The sequence below is a fragment of the Streptomyces sp. RK62 genome (assembly GCF_018070255.1).
GTDB lineage: Bacteria > Actinomycetota > Actinomycetes > Streptomycetales > Streptomycetaceae > Streptomyces > Streptomyces nigra.
In genome coordinates, this window is the sequence record NZ_JAGPYD010000001.1 from 439,552 (window position 1) to 463,051 (window position 23,500).

General features: G+C 72.5%; 22 protein-coding genes. 17 read left to right on the forward strand and 5 right to left on the reverse strand.

The annotated features are described in order from the left end of the window. Positions 1-267 precede the first annotated feature (267 nt). Positions 268-1,461: a peptidoglycan DD-metalloendopeptidase family protein gene (locus KBY32_RS01850; protein WP_210978560.1), complete on the forward strand. Its 1,194-nt coding sequence runs from the start codon at positions 268-270 to the stop codon at positions 1,459-1,461. Here the strand turns inward: KBY32_RS01850 and KBY32_RS01855 are convergent. Then, positions 1,451-2,479, reverse strand: a complete 1,029-nt coding sequence (locus KBY32_RS01855; RefSeq protein WP_210978561.1) for a DMT family transporter — start codon at positions 2,477-2,479, stop codon at positions 1,451-1,453. The two genes, KBY32_RS01850 and KBY32_RS01855, sit on opposite strands and share 11 nt — an antisense overlap. A 221-nt stretch (positions 2,480-2,700) precedes the next feature. Here KBY32_RS01855 and KBY32_RS01860 point away from each other — a divergent pair, with 221 nt between their 5' ends. From KBY32_RS01860 to KBY32_RS01895, 8 genes are all read left to right on the forward strand, one after another. Further along, the gene (locus KBY32_RS01860; RefSeq protein WP_247688873.1) at positions 2,701-3,438 is read left to right on the forward strand and encodes a (2Fe-2S)-binding protein; all 738 of its coding nucleotides are present in this window, start codon (positions 2,701-2,703) and stop codon (positions 3,436-3,438) included. Positions 3,439-3,476: 38 nt separating this feature from the next. Beyond that, the gene (gene glgA, locus KBY32_RS01865) at positions 3,477-4,628 is read left to right on the forward strand and encodes a glycogen synthase (RefSeq protein WP_055619018.1); all 1,152 of its coding nucleotides are present in this window, start codon (positions 3,477-3,479) and stop codon (positions 4,626-4,628) included. Positions 4,629-4,679: 51 nt separating this feature from the next. Further along, positions 4,680-5,900: a glucose-1-phosphate adenylyltransferase gene (gene glgC, locus KBY32_RS01870; RefSeq protein WP_055619017.1), complete on the forward strand. Its 1,221-nt coding sequence runs from the start codon at positions 4,680-4,682 to the stop codon at positions 5,898-5,900. Between the two features lie 408 nt (positions 5,901-6,308). Continuing rightward, positions 6,309-7,649, forward strand: coding sequence for a wax ester/triacylglycerol synthase family O-acyltransferase (locus tag KBY32_RS01875; protein WP_210978562.1), 1,341 nt, complete (start codon positions 6,309-6,311; stop codon positions 7,647-7,649). A gap of 140 nt (positions 7,650-7,789) precedes the next feature. Then, the gene (locus KBY32_RS01880; protein ID WP_210978563.1) at positions 7,790-9,310 is read left to right on the forward strand and encodes an SDR family NAD(P)-dependent oxidoreductase; all 1,521 of its coding nucleotides are present in this window, start codon (positions 7,790-7,792) and stop codon (positions 9,308-9,310) included. Positions 9,311-9,759: 449 nt separating this feature from the next. Continuing rightward, positions 9,760-9,933 (forward strand): hypothetical protein, encoded by a 174-nt coding sequence (locus KBY32_RS01885; RefSeq protein ID WP_181890361.1) that lies wholly within the window; start codon positions 9,760-9,762, stop codon positions 9,931-9,933. Positions 9,934-10,101: 168 nt separating this feature from the next. Then, complete coding sequence (locus KBY32_RS01890; RefSeq protein ID WP_055619014.1) at positions 10,102-10,680, forward strand: TetR/AcrR family transcriptional regulator; 579 nt, start codon at positions 10,102-10,104, stop codon at positions 10,678-10,680. Positions 10,681-10,696: 16 nt separating this feature from the next. Then, a complete protein-coding gene (locus KBY32_RS01895; protein WP_210978564.1) occupies positions 10,697-11,878 on the forward strand; it encodes a GDSL-type esterase/lipase family protein in 1,182 nt (393 codons plus the stop codon). Positions 11,879-11,884: 6 nt separating this feature from the next. Here KBY32_RS01895 and KBY32_RS01900 read toward each other — a convergent pair whose 3' ends face one another. After that, the gene (locus tag KBY32_RS01900) at positions 11,885-13,243 is read right to left on the reverse strand and encodes an amidase (RefSeq protein WP_210978565.1); all 1,359 of its coding nucleotides are present in this window, start codon (positions 13,241-13,243) and stop codon (positions 11,885-11,887) included. A gap of 249 nt (positions 13,244-13,492) precedes the next feature. On the opposite strand from KBY32_RS01900, the gene KBY32_RS35205 reads away from it, so the two are divergent. After that, positions 13,493-13,594 carry a glycoside hydrolase family 20 zincin-like fold domain-containing protein gene (locus KBY32_RS35205; RefSeq protein ID WP_247688874.1) on the forward strand — a complete coding sequence of 34 codons (102 nt, stop codon included), beginning with the start codon at positions 13,493-13,495 and terminating at the stop codon, positions 13,592-13,594. Positions 13,595-13,693: 99 nt separating this feature from the next. Beyond that, the gene (locus KBY32_RS01905; RefSeq protein ID WP_210978566.1) at positions 13,694-15,211 is read left to right on the forward strand and encodes an alpha-L-fucosidase; all 1,518 of its coding nucleotides are present in this window, start codon (positions 13,694-13,696) and stop codon (positions 15,209-15,211) included. 7 nt (positions 15,212-15,218) lie between these two features. Here KBY32_RS01905 and KBY32_RS01910 read toward each other — a convergent pair whose 3' ends face one another. Beyond that, positions 15,219-15,956, reverse strand: coding sequence for an SDR family NAD(P)-dependent oxidoreductase (locus KBY32_RS01910; protein WP_210978567.1), 738 nt, complete (start codon positions 15,954-15,956; stop codon positions 15,219-15,221). A gap of 96 nt (positions 15,957-16,052) precedes the next feature. Here KBY32_RS01910 and KBY32_RS01915 point away from each other — a divergent pair, with 96 nt between their 5' ends. Continuing rightward, entirely contained in the window at positions 16,053-16,676 is a 624-nt protein-coding gene (locus KBY32_RS01915; protein WP_210978568.1) for a TetR/AcrR family transcriptional regulator, read from the forward strand. 60 nt (positions 16,677-16,736) lie between these two features. Here KBY32_RS01915 and KBY32_RS01920 read toward each other — a convergent pair whose 3' ends face one another. Beyond that, entirely contained in the window at positions 16,737-17,189 is a 453-nt protein-coding gene (locus tag KBY32_RS01920) for a DoxX family membrane protein (RefSeq protein WP_210978569.1), read from the reverse strand. 83 nt (positions 17,190-17,272) lie between these two features. Here KBY32_RS01920 and KBY32_RS01925 point away from each other — a divergent pair, with 83 nt between their 5' ends. Then, on the forward strand, positions 17,273-17,950 hold the full coding sequence (locus KBY32_RS01925) for a metalloregulator ArsR/SmtB family transcription factor (RefSeq protein ID WP_210978570.1): 678 nt from the start codon (positions 17,273-17,275) through the stop codon (positions 17,948-17,950). Positions 17,951-18,010: 60 nt separating this feature from the next. Next, positions 18,011-19,117, forward strand: coding sequence for a serine hydrolase (locus KBY32_RS01930; protein WP_210978571.1), 1,107 nt, complete (start codon positions 18,011-18,013; stop codon positions 19,115-19,117). Position 19,118: 1 nt separating this feature from the next. Here KBY32_RS01930 and KBY32_RS01935 read toward each other — a convergent pair whose 3' ends face one another. Next, the gene (locus KBY32_RS01935; RefSeq protein ID WP_366899089.1) at positions 19,119-20,174 is read right to left on the reverse strand and encodes a LacI family DNA-binding transcriptional regulator; all 1,056 of its coding nucleotides are present in this window, start codon (positions 20,172-20,174) and stop codon (positions 19,119-19,121) included. Positions 20,175-20,397: 223 nt separating this feature from the next. On the opposite strand from KBY32_RS01935, the gene KBY32_RS01940 reads away from it, so the two are divergent. From KBY32_RS01940 to KBY32_RS01950, 3 genes are read left to right on the forward strand one after another with little or no spacing between them, the layout of a single operon-like run. After that, positions 20,398-21,690, forward strand: coding sequence for an ABC transporter substrate-binding protein (locus KBY32_RS01940; protein WP_210978572.1), 1,293 nt, complete (start codon positions 20,398-20,400; stop codon positions 21,688-21,690). A 6-nt stretch (positions 21,691-21,696) separates the two neighbouring features. Further along, positions 21,697-22,590, forward strand: a complete 894-nt coding sequence (locus tag KBY32_RS01945) for a carbohydrate ABC transporter permease (RefSeq protein ID WP_210978573.1) — start codon at positions 21,697-21,699, stop codon at positions 22,588-22,590. Further along, complete coding sequence (locus tag KBY32_RS01950) at positions 22,587-23,495, forward strand: carbohydrate ABC transporter permease (protein WP_210978574.1); 909 nt, start codon at positions 22,587-22,589, stop codon at positions 23,493-23,495. The genes KBY32_RS01945 and KBY32_RS01950 overlap by 4 nt, the downstream gene beginning before the upstream one ends. Positions 23,496-23,500 lie beyond the last annotated feature (5 nt).

Consider the following 23,500-nt stretch of genomic DNA (forward strand, 5'->3'; position numbering starts at 1 on the left):
ATATGGCAGCGGTGCCACTCACGCCCGCCAGTATTGCCCCTCGTCCATCCTGACGTGCCGGTACGGCGACCGCACATCCGGGTGGCGCGATGTCGCAGGCACATACGCACGGAACGCCCCGGCGCACTCAGCCATACCGCCTGTTCCCCAAAGAGCGCCCCTTCCGCGCCACTTGGCGTGAACAGGCGGCTGATTTGCCGTCTTGTCATGGCCTGTTCGCGGCGCTTACTTTTGCCCCTCCTGACGCACGTCGAGGGGGGCTCCTCCATGGCCGTACGCGGCCGGCACCGCCGGTACCAGCCGAACAGGATCAACCGCGCCTCGCTCTCCGTCACCGCGGGCGGCGCGGGGATCGCCCTCCCGCTCATCGGCACCGGCGTCGCCCAGGCCGCCGACCTGGACACCTGGAACAAGGTCGCCGCCTGCGAGTCCACCGGCCGATGGCACGTCAACACCGGCAACGGCTACTTCGGCGGCCTCCAGTTCGCCCAGTCCACCTGGGAGGCGTACGGCGGCACCCGGTACGCGGCCCGCGCCGATCTGGCCACCAGGGACCAGCAGATAGCCGTGGCCGAGAAGGTGCTCGACGGACAGGGGCCCGGCGCCTGGCCGGAGTGCTCCGGCCGCGCGGGGCTGACCCGGGGCGGGGAGAGCCCGGACGTCCGCCCGGCCGCCACCGCCGAGAGGACGTCCGTCCGGGACGTCCAGCCGCAGACCACGCCCCAGTCCCGCGCGGGCAGGGCGGAGATGTACACGGTGGTGCCGGGGGACACGCTGTCCCGGATCGCGGAGGAGCGGAAGGTGCGGGGCGGCTGGCGCGGCCTGTACGCCGCGAACCGCCAGACCGTCGGCGCGGACCCCGACCTGATCCTGCCCGGCCAGCGCCTCGCGCTGCGCGGCAAGGCGGCCCCGAAGCCGAAGGCCCCGGCCCGCGGGCCCGCCGCCGAACCGTCGCGCGACAAGCGGGAGAAGCGCGAGAAGCCCGCCACCGACCGGGAGAAGTCCTCCACCACCCGGGACAAGGCCTCCACCGACCGCAAGGAACGCGTCACCGGCGGCTCGATGGTCGCCCCCGTCGGCGCGAGCACCGGCACGCCCTACCGCAAGGCGGGCTCGTCCTGGTCGAAGGGCTACCACACGGGCGTCGACTTCCCCGTCCCGACCGGCACCTCCGTGCGGTCCGTCGGCGCCGGGACGGTGGTGAGCGCCGGCTGGGAGGGCTCGTTCGGCTACCAGGTGGTGATCCGGCACGGCGACGGCCGCTACACCCAGTACGCCCATCTCTCCGCGATCTCCGTCAAGGACGGGCAGTCCGTCACCGCGGGCCAGCGCATCGGGCGCTCGGGGTCCACCGGCAACAGCACGGGCCCCCATCTGCACTTCGAGGTGCGCACGGGGCCCGGCTGGGGCTCGGACGTCGACCCGGTCGCCTATCTGCGCGCGGGCGGCGTCAGGATGTGACCCGGACCCGCTGCCGCTCCAGGCCGGGCGGCGGGTCGTAGGGGCCGTGGACGAGGCCGTAGAGGCAGACCGGCGGCGCGCCGGCGTCGCCGTACGACGCCCGGGCCGCCTCGGCCGGGACGAGCAGGTCCTCGAGCACCTCGGGGACGACGACCTCTTCGCGCGCCGGCGAGGGGACCGCGGCGGGCGTGTGCGTCAGGCGTTCGGTGGTCAGCAGGATCAGGCCGCCCGCGGCGACCACACCGCAGCCGAGCGCGAGCACGGTCCCCGTCGTGCCGTACCGGAAGGCCTCGCCGAACAGGGTGAGGCCGACGGCGGCCGCCACCACCGGGTTCACCACGGTCAGCGTGGCCAGCGGCGCCGCCAGGCCCGCGCCCCGGTAGGCGGCCTGCGACAGCAGCAGTCCGGCCGTGGCGAAGACGCCGATGGTCGCCAGCGCGGGAACGTCGCCGAAGGACACCCCGCCGTCCCAGTCGACGGCGACGACCTTGGTGAACACCGAGGACATGCCGAACGCGATGCCGGACCCGGTCGCGAGCAGGGTGCTGCGCACCGCCGGGTGCCGGTGCGCGGCCCGGCCCGCGATCATCAGCGCCACCACGAGCCCGCCGGTCACCAGGGCCACGGCCACCCGCTCGGCCGTCGCCAGCGACTGCGCGGGGGAGGCGGTGACCAGGGACAGCAGGCCCGCGAGGCCCACGGTCGCCATCACGGCGCCCCGCCAGGCCGTCGCACCGGCCCTGCGGCCCACGAAGAGCGCCGCCATCGGCAGCGCGAACACGATCGTCAGGGCGCCCAGGGGCTGCACCAGGCTCAGCGGACCGAACGCCAGCGCCACCACGTGCAGCAGACCGCCGAGACCGTTCAGCCCGACCGCGGCCCACCAGCCCGGCCGGCGCATCGGCGCGAACTGCTCACCCGGGGAGGAGACCGCGACCCGCTCCTGCACGATCGCGCCGCCCGCGTAGGCGACGGCCGAGACCAGGGAGAGCAGCACGGACAACGCGAGGGCGCTCATGGGCAGCTCCTCTGCGGAGGGCGGGGGCCGTGACCCCGGCACGGCGAACGGTCGGCCATCATGACCAACACGATGCCGTGCGCGGCTCTTCCCGTCGTCGTCCCAGAGCACCCACTGTGTCGTACTGCTGATGGAGTACGAGAGGGCCGGAGTCATCCTCGGGTCGGGTGTCCGTGTGAGGGACACCCGGAGACACCCGGAGCCGGGGACCCCGGGCGGGCTTGGTACTACTGCTCCTCGTGGACCTCGACCCCGGCCTCGCCGCGCTCCGCCCGCTCGGCGGTTTCTCCGTGCTGCGCACCCGTGCCACCGCGCCCCGCACCGGGACCGCCCTGGCCCGCGCGTACGCCGACGGCGACGCCCTGGACCTGCGGATCCGGCATGTCGCGAACGCCCTGCGCATCCCGGAGGAACGGGTCGCCGCGTCCGTCGCGCAGCAGGGCCTGGCCGCCCGCCTGTGGTCGGTCGCTCTGGGCTGCGCCGCGCTGTACGGGGCCGTCCCCGACCTCGACCCCGAGACGCTGCACTGGGACCCCGGGGCGGGCGCCCCCGACGACCTGTGGCTCGGCGAGGTGCGCGCCCGGCCCGCCGACCCGGACACGGTCGCCGCCGTCGTCCTGCACGGGCATCTGGAGCCCCTGGCGGACGCGCTGGGCCGGCGGCACCGGGTGGCCCGGGGGCTGCTGTGGGGGAACGCGGGGTCGGCTCTCGCGGGCGCCGCCCGGCAGCTCGACGGCTGGGCCCGCGCCCACGGCCGCCCCGACGCCGCCGCCCGGACCCGCGACCTGACCGCCCGGCTCCTCGAACACCCCCTCCTCGCCGGCACCGGCACCCTCACCGGGATCTCCTTCCGGCGCCACAGCTGCTGCCTCTACTACCGGGTGCCCGGCGGCGGCCTGTGCGGCGACTGCTGCCTCACCCGGCCCCCGCGCTCTTCCCCGCACGCCCCATCTGGGTGACCATGGGGACGACCAGCCGCTGAGACAGGGGGTTCCGGGTGCGAGTGGGACTGCTGACCCGGGAGTACCCGCCGGACGTGTACGGCGGCGCGGGCGTCCATGTCGAGTTCCTGGCCCGTGAGTTGCGGGAGCTCGTCGACCTCGAGGTGCACTGCTGGGGCGAGGGCCGCACGGTCGGCGTCCGCCGGCACCGCCCCTGGCCGGTGCTCGACACCGCCAACGACGCGCTGCGCACCTTCTCCGTGGACCTGGCGATGGCCGCCGCCCTCGACGGCCGTGAACTCATCCACTCCCACACCTGGTACGCCAACCTCGCCGGTCACCTCGGCAAGCTGCAGTACGGCATCCCGCACGTGCTGACCGCGCACTCCCTGGAGCCGCTGCGGCCCTGGAAGGCCGAGCAACTGGGCGGCGGCTACGCCCTGTCCAGCTGGGCCGAGCGTACCGCCGTCGAGTCCGCCGACGCGGTGATCGCCGTCTCCGGCGCCATGCGCGAGGACATCCTCGGCTGCTATCCGGCGCTCGACCCGGACCGCGTCCACGTCGTGCACAACGGCATCGACACCGCCCTGTACCGGCCCGACCCGCGCACCGACGCCCTGGCCCGTTTCGGACTCGACGCCGACCGCCCGTACGTGCTGTTCGTCGGCCGTATCACCCGCCAGAAGGGCGTGCCGCAACTGCTGCGCGCGGTCCGGCACATCGACCCGGCCGTCCAGGTCGTGCTGTGCGCGGGCGCCCCCGACACCCCGGAGATCGACCGGGAGTTCCGCGATCTGTACGAGGAGCTGAGCCGGGTGCGGGCGGGCGTGCACTGGATCCCGCAGATGCTGCCGCGTCCGGAGGTCATCCAACTCCTCACGCACGCGACCGTGTTCGTCTGCCCCTCGGTGTACGAGCCGCTGGGCATCGTCAACCTGGAGGCGATGGCCTGCGGGACGCCGGTCGTGGCCTCGCGGGTCGGCGGCATACCGGAGGTCGTCGAGGACGGGGTGACGGGCCTTCTCGTCCCGCTGGACGACGACTTCGAGTCGGGGCTCGCACGGGCCCTGGACGCCGTGGCGGGGGACCCGGAGGCGGCCCGGCGGATGGGCGAGGCCGGGCGGGAGCGCGCGGTGGGGGAGTTCGGCTGGGACGCCGTGGCCCGCCGCACGGTCCGGCTGTACGGGGAGATCCTGAAACAGGCTTAGCGCGCGCGGCTCCGGGCAGGCTGGGATCAACCAGGGGTGAGGGGAGCGGCCATGCGTGGTGGTGGACCTTCGGTACTCGGCATCGTTCTGGCAGGCGGGGAGGGCAAACGCCTGATGCCCCTGACCGCGGACCGCGCGAAACCGGCGGTCACCTTCGGCGGCACCTACCGGCTCGTCGACTTCGTCCTGTCCAACCTCGTCAACGCCGGCATCCTGCGCATCTGCGTCCTCACGCAGTACAAGTCGCACTCGCTGGACCGGCACATCACCACGACCTGGCGGATGTCGAGCCTGCTCGGCAACTACGTCACGCCGGTCCCCGCGCAGCAGCGGCTCGGCCCGCGCTGGTACCTGGGCAGCGCCGACGCGATCCTGCAGTCGCTGAACCTGATCCACGACGAACGCCCCGAGTACGTCGCCGTCTTCGGCGCCGACCACGTGTACCGCATGGACCCCCGCCAGATGCTGGCCCAGCACGTGGAGAGCGGCGCGGGCGTCACCGTGGCGGGCATCCGGGTGCCGCGCGCGCAGTCCTCGTCCTTCGGGGTGATCAGCGCCGGGCCGGACGGGCAGACCGTGCGCCGCTTCCTGGAGAAGCCGGCCGACCCGCCGGGCCTCGCGGACGACCCCGAGCAGGTCTTCGCCTCGATGGGCAACTACGTCTTCACCACGAAGGCCCTCATCGAGGCGCTCCAGCGGGACGCCGAGGACGAGCACTCCGTGCACGACATGGGCGGCTCGATCCTGCCGCAGCTCACCGAGCGCGGCGAGGCCCAGCTGTACGACTTCAGCGCCAACCACGTCCCGGGCGAGACCAGCCGCGACCGCGGCTACTGGCGGGACGTCGGCACCCTGGACGCGTACTACGACGCGCACATGGACCTGATCGCGGAGCGCCCCGCGTTCAACCTCTACAACCGCAGCTGGCCCATCTACACCCACTCGGGCCAGCTGTCGCCGGCCCGGTTCAACGCGGGCGGCATCGCCGGCGAGTCCATCATCAGCGCGGGCTGCCTCATCCGGGGCCAGGTCACCCGGTCGGTGCTGTCGCCGGGGGTGGTGGTCGACCCGGGGGCGGTCGTGCAGGGGTCGGTGCTGCACGACAACGTGCACATCGGGCGGGGCGCGGTGGTGCGCGGCGCGGTCCTCGACAAGAACGTCGACGTCCCGCCCGGCGCCACGATCGGGGTCAACCCGGACCGGGACGTGGAGCTGTACACGGTCTCGCAGGGCGGTGTGATCGCGCTCGGCAAGGGCCAGCGGGTGTCCTAGGGCCTCTCGTTTGGATCATGCCGGGCTCGCGGGGTCTGGCGCCGCACCTCGCCGCGTTGTCGTCGGTTGCCATGGCTCCGCCATGGCGCCCTCCTCCGCCTTGCGATGCACGGCGCCGGACCCCGCTCCCTGATCCGGCCTGATCCAAACGAAAGACCCTGGCCGACGGCCGCGACGGCCGCCTCATGACGCCTCCCGGGTGACGCGCACGGGATGCCCGGTGCCGCTCCCTGTGGTGGAGTGACGTCATATGCACCATGAGTCCGCTGCTGTTCCGTGCTGTCCGCCACCTTCCTGAGAGGCGGGACTTAATCTGCTGTTAACTGTGCGTAGCCTGATCGTACTTGACTGTAATCGTCAGTCAGCGATTGACTTCAGATCCACCCTTCGCCGACGCGAGGCAAGCCATTGACTTCCGACCTGCTCGCACCTCTCGACCTGGCGTTCTGGAACATCGAGTCCGCCGAACATCCGATGCACCTGGGGGCGCTCGGTGTGTTCGCGGCGCACACGCCGACCGCGGGCGCCCACGCGGCCGACCTGCTCGCCGCTCGGGCCGCCGCCGTGCCGGGGCTGCGCATGCGCATCCGTGACGCCTGGCGGCCGAGCGGGCTGCTGCGGGCGCCGTTCTCCTTCGGCGGCGCCACCCGCGAGCCCGCACCCGACTTCGACCCGCTCGACCACGTCCGGCTGCACGCCCCGACCGCCGACTTCCAGGCGGCGGCCGGACGGCTGATGGAGCGCCCCCTGGAGCGCGGCCGGCCCCCCTGGGAGGCGCATGTGCTGCCCGGCGAGGACGGGGTGTCGTTCGCCGTGCTGTTCAAGTTCCACCACGCCCTCGCCGACGGGCTGCGGGCGCTGACGCTCGCCGCCGCCGTCCTCGACCCGATGGATCTGCCCGCACGCCGGCCCCGCCCCGAGGAGCCCGCGCGCAGCCGGGTGCCCGATGTGCGCAGGCTGCCCGACCTGGTGCGCGGCGCCGTGTCCGACGTGGGCCGGGCCCTGGACATCGGGGCGTCCGTCGCCGTGTCCAGCCTCGCCACCCGCTCCTCGGCCGCGTTCACCGCCGAGCCGAGCGGCACCCGCCGTACCGCCGGGGTGGTCCTCGACATCGACGATGTGCACCTCGTCCGCAAGGCGGTCGGCGGCACCGTCAACGACGTCCTCATCGCCGTCGTCGCCGGAGCGCTGCGCCGCTGGCTCGACGAGCGCGGCGACGGCAGCGAGGGCGTCGCGCCCCGCGCCCTCATCCCGGTCTCCCGGCGCCGCCCGCGCACCGCGCACCCGCAGGGCAACCGGCTCTCCGGCTATCTGATGCCGCTCCCCGTGGACGAGCCGGACCCACTGCGCCGCCTCGCCACGGTCCGTACCGCGATGGACCGCAACAAGGACGCAGGCCCCCACCGGGGCGCGGGCGCCGTCGCCCTGCTCGCCGACCATGTGCCGGCGCTCGGGCACCGCTTCGGCGGGCCGCTGGTCGCCCAGGCCGCCCGGCTCTGGTTCGACATCCTCGTCACCAGCGTCCCGCTGCCCGGCATCCCGCTGAAGCTCGGCGGCCACGCCGTCACCGAGGTCTACCCCTTCGCCCCGCTGGCCCGCGGCCAGTCCCTGGCCGTCGCGATCTCGACGTACCGGGGCGGTGTGCACTTCGGTCTGGTCGCCGACGCGCAGGCCGTACCGGACCTCGACGTGCTCGCCCGGGCCGTGTCCGACGAGGTCGCCGGGCTGATCGCCGCCTGCGATCCCTGATCGTTCGCACCCCGCCCGCTTCGCCGGATTCCGGTCGAGGGGCCGGAATTTTGGAGGAGGGGCCCGGCGCTCCGTACAATTCCGCGTTCGAAAGCGAGCGCGACCGGAGCGCCGCGGGTGATCAGGGAACGGCAGCGGCGATGACGGTGACAGAGGACGGCTCGACGGCGATCAGGACCGGGGCCGGGGAGGAGCCCGGCGGCGACGTCGTCTACGGCCCCGGCATCGACCCGGAGCGGCTGGCGGTCTGCCTCGGCGTGCTCGAGGAGCTCGACAAGCTGGAGGTCGACCACCCCGACGCGATCGCCGTGCGCCGGGCCACCGCGGGCCTCTACCGCACGGTCAAGCAGCGCCGCCGTCAGGAGCGCCGGGCGGCGAAGACCGCGCACGACAAGGCGGTCACCGAGGCCACCGCGACCGGCTCGGCCCAGCGCATCGACGACGAGACCGAGGGCCTGCTGCCGTCCTCCCGCACCGAGGAGGGCCGGATCGCGGGGATACTCCAGCGCCCGCGCTCCTGCTACACCTGCAAGACCCGGTACGTCGAGGTCGACTACTTCTACCACCAGCTCTGCCAGGACTGCGCCCGGCTGAACCGCTCGAAGCGGGACGCGCGGGCCGACCTCACCGGCAAGCGCGCCCTGCTCACCGGCGGCCGCGCCAAGATCGGCATGTACATCGCGCTGCGGCTGCTGCGGGACGGCGCCCACACCACGATCACCACGCGCTTCCCGAAGGACGCCATCCGCCGCTTCAAGGCGATGGACGACTCCGCGGACTGGATCCACCGCCTGGAGGTCGTCGGCATCGACCTGCGCGACCCGGCGCAGGCCGTGGCCCTCGCCGAGCAGGTCGCCGAGGCGGGCCCGCTCGACATCCTCGTGAACAACGCCACCCAGACCGTGCGCCGGCTGCCCTCCGCGTACGCCGCGCTGGTCGAGGGCGAGAGCGCCCCGCTGCCCGCCGGCGAGCTGCCCGCCCACCATGTGATCGGCGCCTTCAATTCGGGCGCGGTCGACGGTCTCACCGCGCTGCCGGTCGGCGTGAGCGGCCTGGACGCCCAGAAGGTCGCCGACCTCGCCCTGGTCGCGGGCAACGCCAGCGTCGCCCGGCACCTGGACGGCACCGCCATCGACGCCGGCGGTCTGGTCCCCGACGTCGTGGACTCCAACACCTGGGTGCAGACGATCGACCAGATCTCCCCGGTCGAGCTGCTGGAGACCCAGCTCTGCAACTACACCTCGCCGTTCATCCTGATCAGCGCGCTGCGGCCGAGCATGGCCGAGGCGGCGCGGAAGGCGTCGAGCGGACGGGCGTACGTGGTGAATGTCTCCGCGATGGAGGGCGTCTTCGGGCGTGGCTACAAGGGCGCAGGGCACCCCAACACCAACGCCGCCAAGGCCGCGATGAACATGGTGACCCGCACCAGCGCGCACGAGATGTTCGAGGCCGACGGCATCCTCATGACCTCCGTCGACACCGGCTGGATCACCGACGAGCGCCCGCACTACGACAAGCTGCGGCTCGCCGAGGCCGGCTTCCACGCCCCGCTCGACCTGGTCGACGGCGCGGCCCGGGTCTACGACCCGATCGTGCGCGGCGAGGCGGGCGAGGACGTGTACGGCGTCTTCCTCAAGGACTACGCGCCCGGCAAGTGGTGATCCCGGCCCCGCATCGAATCGCGGTGATTCGGGGCGGGTTGGCCTGATCCGGGCGGGTCCTCCCCGGGCTCGAGGTGCGAGCGGCCCCGGATCGGGGCCGCGTTGCGCCGAACGGGTGACGGGCAAATGCCGTGTACGGCAGCGAAACAGAGGATGCCGGGCGGGTGACTACCGGTCGACTCCGGAGATTTACACGTTGTTTGCAGCCCCATCGAGCAGGCATGCGCTCATTTGGTTAATCTGGAGCGGACGGACAGCGCCACAGGGTCCCAACCCACACCCATGGTCCGTCCCGGGACAAGCCGGTGCACAACGGCCTGCTTGCACACCAGTTACCGACGCCACCGCGTCCGAGTCGACGTTGAGCTGGACCCGAAGGGGTGTCAGGAACCGGATGGCAGTCAGTCCGGCCCGCCCCCGAGGGTGATCCGACACAGAAGGAGTGCGCGGTGACACCTGAGAAGACGAACGGCGAACAGCGCCCGAAGGAACGTGCGGAGCGCGCGGGCCGCGGGACCAAGGAGATCGGCAGCCTGGACGTGTGGGCCCGGTCCGCCCCCATCCGGCTGGCGGGCTACGAGGACGACCTCGCCGAACCCCACATCCTGCCCAGCGTCGACTGACGGGGCGGGACCACCCACCGAACGCGGAGAGCCGCGGCCGACGACCGGCCGCGGCTCCGGCATGTCCGGCGCCGATTCACCACTCCTTCCGTTTCCTTCATCGCGCATCCATTTGCCTAAAAGATTTAGGCAGATGCATACTCGATTAAGGCAAGCGGAGGGATCGTTGTGGCACGCGTAGGACTCACCCCGGACCGGCTGGTCCGCGCCGGCGCCGAGCTGGCCGACGAGATCGGCTTCGACCAGGTCACCGCGTCGGAACTGGCACGGCGCTTCGGCGTCAAGGTGGCGAGCCTGTACTCGCATGTGCGGAACACCCAGGACCTGCGGACGAGGATCGCCCTGTTCGCGCTGGAGGAGATGGCCGACCGGGCCGCCGACGCCGTCGCCGGACGCGCCGGCAAGGACGCCCTGGTCGCCTTCGCCAACGTCTACCGCGACTACGAGCGCGAGCACCCCGGCCGGGCCGCCGCCGCCCGGATGCCGCTGGACCCCGAGACGGCCGCCGCGAGCGCCGGCCCCCGGCACGCCCAGATGACCCGGGCCATCCTGCGCGGCTACGACCTGACCGAACCGGACGCGACACACGCCGTCCGGCTGCTCGGAAGCGTCTTCCACGGGTACTCCAGCCTGGAGTCGGCGGGCGGCTTCCGGCACAGCGCGCCCGACTCCGAGGAGACCTGGAACCGGATCCTGGACGCCCTGGACTCCTTGCTGCGCAACTGGCCCACCGAGCCCACCTCCTGATCGACAGGCTGAGGACATGACCACCGAGCACGACTGGATCACCACCACCGTCACCGCGGACCTGCTGCGCGGCGCCCTCGACACCGAGCGGACCGAGCAGGGGCTGCTGCCGCACCGGCTGCCCGCCCGGGCCCGGGCGCAGAACACCGACGGGCAGCTGGCCATGGCCGAGTCGCATCCGTCCGGCGTACGGCTCGTCTTCCGTACCCGGGCCACCCGGGTCGAACTCGACGCCCTGCGCACCCGGCGCAGCTACGTCGGTGTGCCCGAGCGTCCCGCCGGTGTGTACGACCTGCTCGTCGACGGCCGGCTGGCCGCCCAGGGCAGTGTCGACGGCGGCAACGTCGTGGTGGTCGACATGACCACGGGCACCGACGAGCACCGGCCGGGACCGGCCGGCACCGTGCGCTTCGAACCGCTGCCCGAGGGCGACAAGGACGTCGAGATCTGGCTCCCGCACAACGAGACCACCGAACTGATCGCCCTGCGCACCGACGCCCCCGTCGAGCCCGCGCGCGACCCCGGCCGCAAGGTGTGGCTGCACCACGGCAGTTCCATCAGCCACGGCTCCGACGCCGCGAGCCCCACCGGGATCTGGCCCGCCACCGCCGCCGCCCTCGGCGACGTGGAGCTGGTCAACCTGGGGCTGGCCGGGAGCGCCCTGCTCGACCCGTTCACCGCCCGCGCCCTGCGCGACACCCCGGCCGACTTCATCAGCCTCAAGATCGGCATCAACCTGGTCAACCTCGACCTGATGCGCTCGCGTGCCTTCGGGCCCGCCGTGCACGGCTTCCTAGACACCGTGCGCGAAGGGCACCCGACGACACCGCTGCTGGTCGTCTCGCCCATCCTGTGCCCGATCCACGAGGACACGCCCGGGCCCTGCGCCCCGGACGTCGAGGGGCTGCGCGAGGGCCGGCTGCGGTTCGTGGCGATGGGCGACCCGGCGGAACGCGCGTCCGGCAAGCTGACGCTGAACGTCATCCGGGACGAGCTGTCCCGGATCGTGCGGGAGCGGGCCGCCGACGACCCGCACCTGCACTACCTCGACGGCCGTGAGCTGTACGGCGAGGCCGACTTCGCCGAGCTGCCCCTGCCCGACGATCTGCACCCCGACGCGACGACCCACCGCCGGATCGGCGAGCGCTTCGCGAAGCTGGCCTTCGGCGACGACGGGCCGTTCGCTCGGGAGGTGTGAGCCCGTTCAGTCCAGCGGGGCCGTCCTGCGCCAGGGGTGCAGCCGCTCCACCTGCTCCGCGAGCGCCAGCAGTGCCGCCTCGGAGCCGGGGCGCCCCACCAGCTGCACCGCGGTGGGCGCTCCGGACGGCAGGGTGCCGAACGGCACGGCCATCGCCGGCCAGCCCGTGAGGTTCCACGGCGGGGTCAGCGGCGAGTAGTTCGTGTTGGCCAGCACATTGCGCAGCCAGCCCCGCTCGTGCCACGGCACGGACCGCGGGGACCGGCGGGCCAGGGCCGGGGTGAGCAGGACGTCGTACTCGGCGAAGAACGGCTCCAGCCGGGTGCGCAGCCGCTCCCGGTCCCCGCCGGTGCGGGCCCGGCCGACGAAGCGCCGGCCCACGGCCGCGTGCACCCGCGTCCGGCGGGTGAGGAGCCCGGCGTCGAGACCCTGGGCGTCCACGGACGTGCCCGCCGTCCAGTGCGTCAGCGCGGTGACGCCCAGCGACATCGGGTACGGCGGATCGGCCCGGCGCACCTGATGGCCGGCCTTCATCAGCAGCGCCGCCGCCTCCCGGGCGGCACTCGCGTACGGCTTGCTGATCGCGACCCCGGCGATCGGGCTGCGCAGCGACACCGCGATCCGGTACGTGTCCGGCGTCTCGGGAGATGCCGCCTCGGGGGCCGGCGACTCATGGCCGGCGAGGACCGACAGCATCAGCCGGGCGTCCTCGACGGTCGTGGCGAGCGGGCCGTTCTCCGACATCCCGAACCAGTCGCCGTCGCCGATCCCCGCCGGGACCACTCCGGTGCCGGGCTTGATGGTGACCAGACCGCAGTTGGCCGCCGGGATGCGCAGGGACCCCATGCCGTCGTTGCCGAGGGCGAGCGGCACCAGGCCCGCGGCGACCGCGGCCGCGCTGCCGCCCGACGAACCGCCCGCCGTGCGGGTGGTGTCCCAGGGGTTGCGGGCCGTGCCGTGCACGCCCTCGGTGGTGCCGAAGACGCACAGCTCCGGCACGTTCGTCAGACCCACCACCACCGCGCCGGCGGCGCGCAGCCGGGTCACGGTGACATGGTCCTCGCCGGCCGGGGTGTCCGGTGTCGCCGCCGACCCCACCCGCAGCGACTCGCCGCGCACCGCGAGGTTGTCCTTGACGGCCACCGGCACCCCGGCCAGGGGCAGTTCGGCGAGGTCGGGCTGGGCGGCCACCTCGTCGGCCTCGGCGAGCGCCGCCTCCGCGCGGACCACCCGGAAGGCGCCCACCCGCCCGTCCAGCCGCTCGATCCTGGCCAGATGCTCGGCCACCACCTCCCGGGGTGTGGCCTGCTTCTCGCGTACGGCGGCGGCGATCTCGGCGGCGGTCCGGCCGACCCAGCTGGTCACGGGCGCTCCTCCTGCTTACTCGCGAGTATTCAGGAGAACTCTGCCCCTCCCCGGGCCCGGCGTCGAGAGGGTCCCGGGCTTGGATATTCGCGAGGGTGTTGTTGGACTTTTCGCGGCGGCACCCGCGGCCGGTGCCCCGCTGACCTGCCTGTCCTCCGACCAATCCGTCAACTCGACGCCCTCCGACCCTCATTGACAGCCCCAGGGCCCGGTTCAAGGATCAGACATCCGACGAATGGGGGTTGTCCGATGAGGGGACGCTGGAGAGCGGCCGAAGTCCTCGCGGTGACCGCCGCCACCGAGACCGGCGCCTTCTACGGCACCCGCACGATCCTCCAGCTCCTCGGATGACCCTGAGCGCCACCGCCGGCGGCCGGCTCGCCCAGTACTCGCCGGACCGCCGCACCCCCACCCTGTGGCACCTGAGCACCCGACCTTAGGAGCGCCCGAATGGCCGTATCCCGACGCGTGTTCGTGACCGGCGCGGCCGGCGCCCCCGCACCCGCCCTCGCGGCACCCGGAAACCCCCGCAACCGCATCCCCGTGAGCCCCGACGACACCGAGGCGGATCTCGTCCGCAAGGCGTCCCAAGTCCGCCCCACCGTCCCGCAGATCGCCTGGCAGAAGCGGGAGCGCACGGCGTTCCTGCACTTCGGCGTGAACACCTTCACCGGGCTGGAGTGGGGCACCGGCGACGAGGACCCCGACGTCTTCCAGCCGACCGGCCTCGCCACCGACCAGTGGGCCCGCGCCCTGCGCGACGGCGGGTTCACCCTCGCCATCCTCACCGTCAAGCACCACGACGGCTTCGTCCTGTACCCCTCCCGGTACACCGGCCACACCGTGGCCTCCAGCAGCTGGCGCGACGGCCGGGGCGACGTACTGCGCGCCTTCGCCGACTCGATGCGCGCGCACGGCATCAAGGTGGGCGTCTACATCTCGCCGGCCGACGAGAACCAGTACCTGCACGGCGTCTACGCCAACGGCAGCGCCCGCACCGCCCGGACGATCCCCACCCCCGTCGAGGGCGACGACCGCACCCCGTCGCGCACATACACGCTCCCCGCCACGGACTACGGCGCGCATATGCTCGACCAGCTGTACGAGGTGCTGACCGAGTACGGGCCGATCGACGAGGTGTGGTTCGACGGCGCGCAGGGCCGTATCCCGCCGGACCAGGTCGAGCAGTACGACTGGGACAGCTGGTACACCCTCGTCCGCTCCCTCGCGCCCGACGCCCTGATCGCCGTGTCCGGACCGGACGTGCGCTGGGTCGGCAACGAGGGCGGACTGGCCCGCGAGGACGAGTGGAGCGTCGTACCGGTCCAGGAGAAGGAGTACGGCCGCACCGACTACGCCCTCGCGTACGACGCGCCCGACATGGGCAGTCGTGCCGCTCTGCTGAAGGCCCGGCCGGTGGCCGACCACCTTCAGTGGTGGCCGGCCGAGTGCGATGTGTCGATCCGGGACGGCTGGTTCTATCACGCCGATCAACAGCCCAAGAGCGTGGAGCAGTTGACGGACCTCTACTTCCGCTCCGTGGGCCGGAACTCTGTGCTGCTGCTCAACGTCCCGCCCGGCACGGACGGCCTGCTGCCCGCCGCCGACGTGACCCGGCTGCGGGAGTTCCGCGAACGTGTGGACCGGGAACTCCCCGCGGACCTGGGCCGTGACGCCCGCAGGAGCACCGGCCCGGGCACCCTCACCGTCGACCTCGGCCGGGAGCGCGAGGTGGACCGGATCCGGCTGGCCGAGGACCTCCGTCACGGGCAGCAGGTGGAGGGCTTCGTCGTCGAGGCCCACCGCGACGGCACCTGGACGCAGGTGACCCGGGCCGGGGTGATCGGCGCCTCCCGCATCCTGCTGCTCCCGGCCCCGGTGCGGGCACGGCGCTGGCGGGTCCGGGTGACCGCCTCCCGCGCGACCCCGAGGCTCGCGGAGTTCGGCCTGTACCGGTCGCGGGTCTGAGCCCGCTTCAGGCCCGCGTGTAGCCGCCGTCCGCGAAGAGTTCGGCGCCGGTGACGAACGACGAGGCGTCCGAGGCCAGGAAGAGGGCGGCCTCGGCGATCTCGTCGGCGTCGGCCAGCCGCCCCAGCGGCACGAAGGCCTCCGCGAACCCGTCGGCGTCCCCGCCCGCGGCGCCGAGCAGACCGGGGGTCCGCGTCGGTCCCGGGCTCAGCAGATTGACCCGGAACCGGCGGGCCCGGGACTGCCGCGACCAGTTGTGCACGAGGTTGCTCAGCGCCGCCTTCGAGGCGCTGTAGACCTCCAGCTGCTCGTTCGGCCGCACGCTGTTGCTCGAACCGACGACCAGGACGGAGGCGTTCTCCGCCAGCAGCGGGAGCGCCTTCTGCACGGTGAACAGCGGTCCCTTGACGTTGACGGCGAGCGTCAGGTCGACGTTCGCCTCGGTGTGGTTCCCCAGCGTGGCGTCCGCGACGATCCCGGCGTTGGCCACCAGTACGTCGACGCGTCCGGCGTCCTCGCGCACCCGTGCGTAGAGCGCGTCCAGGTCGGCCAGGACCGAGACGTCGGACCGTACGCCGACGGCCGCCGGGCCCAGCTCCTTCACCGCCGCCTCCAGGCGGTCGGCGTCCCTGCCGGTCACGAAGACCCGGGCGCCCTCCCGTACGAAACGGTGGGCGATGGCCAGCCCGATCCCGCTCGTCCCCCCGGTGATCACGGCCACCTTCTCCTGCAGCACGCCAGGCATGGCGAACCCCTTCAGTTGCGGAATGAGTTGTGGAATGGATCGTCCACAACGTAGGGGGTAATGGACGATCGGGTCAAGAATGGCTAGGCTGGGGTCATGGCCAGACCACGCGCTTTCGATGAACGCCAGGTCCTGGAGCGGGCCCGGGAGCAGTTCTGGGCGACCGGCTTCGCGGGGACCCGGATGGACGACATCGCCCGGGTCACCGGCCTCGGCAAGGGCAGCCTGTACGGCGCGTTCGGCGACAAGGGCAAGCTGTTCCACCGGGTGTTCGGGGACTGGTGCGCCGCGGTCGTCGAGGTGGCCGAGGGGGTGCTGGCGGGCGGCCCCGACGCGGAGGCCATGGGCCGGCTGTCGGCGTATGTGCGGCTGATGGCGGAGAACGCCGCGTCCGACGCCGAGCGGCGCGGGTGCCTGCTGGCCAAGAGCGTCGCCGAACTGGCCGGACAGGACCCGGTGGTGGCCGCGCGGTCGGCCGAGACGATGACGGCGCTGCAGGCGCTGCTGCGCACGGAGATCGCCGCCGCCCAGCGGCACGGCGACATCGACGGTGCGGCGGAACCGGACGAGTTGGCGGCGCTTCTGCTGACCGTGGTCCGCGGTCTGGAGGCGGTGGGCAAGGCGGGCCTGGACCCGCGGACGCTGAGCCGTGTCGCGGACACCGCCCTGGCGGTCCTGCCCAGGCCCACCTCGGCGAACGGCGATTCGGGCACCGTCTGAAGGTCACGGCGTTCAGGGCGGTCACCAGGACTCCGGCCCAGGTGACCGCCCTTCGGCGTGTCAGCGCCGCCCGGTGCCGTGGTAGCGCTGGGCGAGGCGGGCCAGGGCGACCGCGCCGAGCAGCAGGCCGAAGTCGCGCAGCGCGATGTCGTAGTAGTCGGGAATGGTCAGCAGGTTGACGATGATCCCCGCGAGCCAGCCGGCCACCAGCCAGGCGCCGAAGCGGGGGGCCACCGCGACGGCCAGCCCGGCGACGATCTCGATCACGCCGACGGCGTACATGGCGCCCTGTGCGCTGCCGGGCACGACGTCGTCGATCCACGGGGCGAGATAGCCCGGCCAGTCGACGAGCAGGTTGGCGAACTTGTCGAGCCCGAACAGCACGGGGGCGACCGTGAATCCGACGCGCAGGATCCAGAAGGCCTGGTAGCCGGGGTCGGAGGTGAGGGCCTGCCGCGCGGTGCCGGGCGCGGCGGGAGCGGGGGCAGGGGTGGGTGCGGGTGCGGACGACATGACGCCCTCCTTCTATGAACAATGTCTCTTGTCGATAGAAGCGCACCCTGTCTCTTTAGTCAACGGGGATTGGTTTTACACTGGTGTTCGTGGATCACTCGAAGGAAGCACCCCACGACGACCTCTCCGCGGTGGCTGCGCTGGACGAGCCGACACGGCGACGGCTGTACGAACTCGTGGCCCGCGGTACCGGACCCGTCGGCCGGGACGAGGCCGCCGAGGCGCTGGGGCTCGCCCGGCAGACCGCCGCGTTCCATCTGGACCGCCTGGCCGCCGAAGGGCTGCTGGACGTCGTCTACGAGCGGCGCAGCGGGCGGACCGGACCGGGCGCCGGGCGGCCCGCCAAGCTGTACCGCCGCTCGGAGCGCGAGGTCGGCGTGAGCGTGCCGGCCCGGCAGTACGAGCTGGCCGGACAACTGCTGGCCGACGCGGTGGAGGAGTCCGACAGCACCGGCGAGCCGGTCCGCGCGGTCCTGTTCCGCAAGGCCGCCGAGCTGGGCGAACGGCTGGGCGCCGAGGCCGCGGCGGGTGTCGTCGACCTGCTGGAGCGCCACGGCTTCGAGCCGCGCCGCGAGGGCGACACCGTCGTCCTCGGGAACTGCCCCTTCCACCTCCTGGCGCGCAAGCACGTCGAGACGGTGTGCGGCATGAACCTGCATCTGCTGCGCGGGGCGCTCGCCACCTCCGGCGACACCGGCTACGAGGCGTGCCTGGCGCCGGCCCCGGGCCGCTGCTGCGTGGTGCTGGAGCCCGCTTCCTGAGGAGGTGGCCGGTCCGAAATCCGGTTGACCGGAGCCGTGCCGTGCGGGTGGATGGAGGGCATGGCCGACATCCAGGGCACATACGACCGTCTCTTCCTCGCCGTCCCCAACGCGCTCGCCGCGATGCTGGACGCCGGTGACGCGGGCGGCTCCGTCGCCGTCTTCGTGGACGGCGAACCGGTGGTGGACGTCTGGGGCGGATACGCGGACGCGGACCGCACCGCCCCCTGGGAACGGGACACCCTCGTCAACGTCTTCTCGGTGACCAAGACGATGACGGCCCTGTGCGCCCTCGTCCTGATCGACCGGGGCGCCCTCGACCCGGACGCGCCGGTGGCCACGTACTGGCCGGAGTTCGCGGCGGCGGGCAAGGACAAGGTGCTCGTACGGCATCTGCTCTCGCACACCGCCGGGCTGCCCGACTGGGACGGGTCGGTCGAGGACCTCTACGACTGGCCCGCCGTCACCGCGCGGCTGGCGGCGCGTCCGCCCCGGTGGGAGCCGGGCACCGCGGCCGGATACCACTCGCTCACCCAGGGCTTCCTCGTCGGCGAGGTGCTGCGCCGGATCACCGGCCGCAGCGTGGGGGAGTTCCTCGCCGCCGAGGTGACCGGGCCGCTGGGCGCCGACTTCCACATCGGCCTCCCCGCCGAGCACGACCACCGGGTCGCCCCGGCGATCCCTCCGGCGGGGCGGGACGAGGACTACACCTCGAGCGCGCCCGGCAATCCGGCGGGCTCCGAGGCGGGGAACGGCATGCGCGTCCGGGACGGCAACAGCACGGCCTGGCGCCGCGCGCAGATCCCCGCCGCGAGCGGCTACGGCAACGCCCGCTCGGTCGCGCTGGTGCAGTCGGTCCTGGCCTGCGGGGGAGAGGTGAACGGCGTACGGGTGCTGTCCCGGGCCGGCTGCGACCGCGCCCGCGAGGTGCAGTTCGACGGCGACGACCGGGTGCTGGGGATGCCGACGCGCTGGGGACTCGGGTACGGCCTGTTCGGGAACGCGTGCGGGTGGGGCGGCTGGGGCGGGTCACTGGTGATGATCGAGCCCGACAGCCGGCTGGTCGTGGCCTACGTGACCCACCAGATGCGGGAACCCGCCGAGGACACCCGGGGGATGGAGATCGTGACGGCGGCGTACGAGGGGCTTCAGGGGCTGCGCCGCTGAGTCACACGCCCCGCGCCGCCGCTGTGCTCTCCCTCGGGATCAGACGCGGCACCGGCACCCCCACCGCCCGCGCCGACCCCCCGTCCAGCAGGGCGATCAGTTCGCGGGCCGCCGTACGGCCGAACGCGACGCTGTCCCGCGACAGGGCCGACAGCCACGGCTTGACCATGCGGCACAGCGCGGAGTCCTCCCACGACACCACCGAGACGTCCGCCGGGACGGAGAAGCCGAGTTCGGCCGCGGCGGCGGTGCCCGCCACGGCCATCACGTCGTTGTCGTAGATGAGCGCCGTCGGGGGAGTGGGGCCCTCCAGCACCCGGCGCGTGACGGCCGCGCCCTCGGCGTCGGAGTAGTCCGTCGTCACCGACCGCACCCCGGACAGACCCAGCCGCCCGGCCTCGGCCCGCAGTGTGCGGATCCGGCGCTCGGTGTGGGCCAGCCCCGGCAGCCCGGCGATATGCACGATCCGCCGATGGCCGAGGGCGTACAGCCCCTCCACCACGGACGCCATCGCGGCCGCGTCGTCCGCCCACACCGTCGACAGACCGGGATGCCGGTCGTCCGGAGCGCCGCCGATCACCACGGCCGGCAGGCCGAGTTCGTCCAGCAGGCCGGGACGGGGGTCGTCGGTGCGCGGGTCGACCACCAGGACACCGTCGACCCGGTGCTCGGCCCACCAGCGCCGGTACACCGCGCACTCGTCGGCGACGTCCTCCACCACCTGGAACAGCAGCCCCAGATGCCGCTCCGCCAGCACCTCCTGGATACCCGAGACCAGATGCAGGAAGAACGAGTCCACGCCCAGCTTGTCGGCGGGGCGCGCCAGCACGAAGCCGACCGTCGCCGCGCCCTCCCCGGACAGGGCACGCGCCGCCGTGCTGGGCCGCCAGCCCAGCTCCTCGGCGACCCGGCGCACCCGCTCACGGGTGTCGTCGGCCACCCCGGGCCGCCCGTTCAGCGCGAAGGAGACGGCGCTCTGCGAGACCCCGGCATGCCGCGCGATGTCCTTCATCGTCGGCCGCCGGGCCGGTGACCGTCTGCCCGGAGTCGCCGTCATCGTGATCCCCCCATCCATTGCCATCGCCAGAGTGCGCACTTCGCGCGACCGTGGGCACTAATGCGGTTCAGTGCGGTGATCCTAATGCGGTTCAGCTCGGAACGTCTAATGCGCATTAGTCACTAATGCAATTAGCTGTGCGAGAGCCATTGACGCTCCCGCGCGACGGCGTGCAGGGTCTGCCTCGTCCCACCAACCCGCCCATCAAGGAGGCCGGTTCACGGTGCCCCTCTCCCGTAGAGCCCTCGCTGCCGCATTCGCCGTCTGTGTCGCGCTGCCCCTCAGCGCCTGCGGTTCGTCAGGGGGCGACAGCGCCGGCGACGACGCCTCCGGCAAGGTCGAAGGGAACATCACCTTCCAGACCTGGAACCTGCGCGCCAACTTCAAGGACTACTTCGAGGGCCTGATCGCCGACTTCGAGAAGAAGTACCCCGGCACCGAGGTCAAGTGGATCGACCAGCCCGCCGAGGGCTACGCCGACAAGATCAGCGCCGACGCGGCGGGCGGCACCCTCCCCGACGTCGTCAACGTCTCGCCCGACCTCGTCGCCCCGCTCGCCAAGGCGGGCCTCGCCCTCGACCTGGACAAGGCCGCCGGGAAGTACCGGAAGGAGTACCTGGACGGAGCGTGGGCCAGCCACCAGGTGCCGGGCCTCAAGGGCACGTACGCCTTCCCCTGGTACCTCAACACCGGCCCGCTGTTCTACAACAAGACCCTGTTCAAGGAGGCCGGGCTCGACCCCGAGCAGCCGCCGAAGACGTACGACGAGGTCTTCGACGCCGCCCTCACCATGGCGCAGAAGACGGACGGCAAGGTCGCCACCCTCGCCAACGTCCCCACCATCGAGGACTTCGGCCGCTACGGCGTCCCGCTGATGAACAAGGAGGGCACCGCCTTCGCGTTCAACGACACCAAGGGCGTACAGCTCCTCACCAGGTACAAGGAGCTGTACGACGCCAAGGCGCTCGACCCGCAGGCGCTGACCGCGACCCCCGAGTCGTCCGGCAAGAAGTTCCTCACCGGCGCCGTCGCCATGAACCCGGGCAGCGCGCTCGACCTCGGCAACTTCAAGAAGCAGGCGCCGAACCTGTACAAGAACATCGGCATCACCGACCAGATCACCAGCACCGGGCACGTCAACATGTACGTGATGGGCGTGATGGTCAACGCGCAGACCAAGCGCACCCCGGCCGCGGTCGCCTTCGCGCACTACGTCACCGACGCCGAGCACCAGATGTCGTTCGCCAAGAAGGTCGCCATCTTCCCCAGCACCGCGGGCTCCCTCGACGACCCGTACTTCACCAAGGAGGACGGCACCGACGAGACCCGGGTGCGGGTCGCCGCCGCCAAGTCCCTGAAGAACGCGGTCAACTACACGCCCGTGCTGTTCAGCGAGCAGATGAAGACCGCGCTGCGCAACGAGGTCGCCAAGGCGCTCCAGGGCAAGGAGAGCCCCGAGGAGGCACTCGACAACGCTGTCGCGGCCTGCGACCGGCTCCTCCAGCAGCAGGGCTAGCCGACCATGACCGGTCCGACCGTCTCCCGGGTGCGGCGCCAACTGCCGTCCAGCCCCTGGCTGTTCGCCGCCCCGGGCCTGCTGATCATCGGCGCGTTCATCCTGTACCCGTTCGTCTCCACCCTGGTCAACGCCTTCACCGACCGGCGCACGCTCATCCCGGGGGAGTTCGTCGGGCTCGCCAACTTCCGCGAACTGCTCCACGACGACATGTTCTGGATCGGGCTGCGCAACAGCACGCTGTACGTCCTCGGCGTCGTCCCCGCCCTCGTCGTCCTGCCCCTGCTGCTCGCGCTGCTCGTACAGAAGAACATTCCCGGCATCACCTTCTTCCGGTCCGCCTTCTACACCCCGGTCGTCGCCTCGATCGTCGTCGTGGGACTGATCTGGGTGTGGCTGCTCGACGAACGCGGCCTGGTGAACTCCCTGCTGGAGGCCGTCGGCGTGGGCCGGGTCGGCTTCCTCAGCGACCAGTGGCTGCTCCTGCTGTCCGCCATGGCCGTCACGGTCTGGAAGGGCCTCGGCTACTACATGATCATCTACCTGGCCGCGCTCGCCAACGTGCCGCGCGAGCTGCACGAGGCCGCCGCCGTCGACGGGGCCGGTGCCGTCCGGCGCTTCGTCACCGTCACCGTGCCCGCCGTCCGCTCCACCATGGTGCTGGTCGGCGCGCTGTCCTCGGTCGCCGCGTTCAAGGTGTTCTCCGAGGTGTATCTGATGGCCGGGCCGAGCGGCGGCCCCGCGGGCGAGGACACCACCCTCGTGATGCTCGTGCAGCGCACCGGCACCGGTCTGACCGGCCGGGTCGGCTACGCCTCGGCGATCTCCGTCGTCGTCTTCGTCGTCACCGTCGCCCTGATGCTGCTCGTGCTGCGCGCCGACCGGAAGGACGCGTCATGACCGTCGTCGACAAGGCGCCCCCCGCCCCCGTACGGCCGGCCGCCCCGCGCGAACCCCGGATCACCGACGAGCACGGCCGGCGCGTCCGCGTCTGGGAACTCGCCCTGCGCTATCTGCTGCTGCTGGGGGTGCTCGCGCTCACCGTCGGACCGTTCCTGTGGCAGCTGTCGACGTCCCTCAAGGGCCCCACCGAGGACATCTTCAGTTCCCCGCCCCGGTTCCTGCCCGCCGACCCCACCCTGCACAACTACGAACGGGTCGCCGACACCATCCCCGTCTGGGACTACGCCCTCAACTCGCTGAAGGTCGCCGCCGCCAACGTCGTCACCAACTGCGTCGGCGCGGCCCTCGCCGGCTACGCGCTGGCCCGGCTGCGCTACCGGGGCCGTACGGCCGCGACGCTCGCGTTCATCCTCGCGATGCTGGTGCCGGTGGAGGGCATCATCATCGCCCAGTTCACCACCATGCGGGACCTCGGCCTGAACAACACCCTCATCGGGGTCGTCCTGCCCGGCTGCGTCAGCGCCCTCAACGTGCTGCTGATGCGCAACGCCTTCCTCAACCTGCCGTACGAGATCGAGGAGGCGGCCTTCGTCGACGGCGCCAACGTCTGGCAGCGCTTCCTGCGTGTCGCCGTGCCGTCCGTCAAGGGCACCCTCGCGGTCGTCGCGATCTTCGCCTTCATGGGCGCATGGGACGACTTCCTGTGGCCGCTCATCGTGCTCAGCGACCCGTCCAAGTTCACCCTGACCATCGGCCTCAACTATCTGCACGGCACCTTCGCCAACGACGAACGCCTCGTCGCCGCCGGCACGATCATCGCCGTCGCCCCGCTGATCGCCCTGTTCGCCTGCCTCCAGCGGTACTTCTTCCGCGGGGTCGGCGAGGGCGCCGTCAAGGGCTGACCACG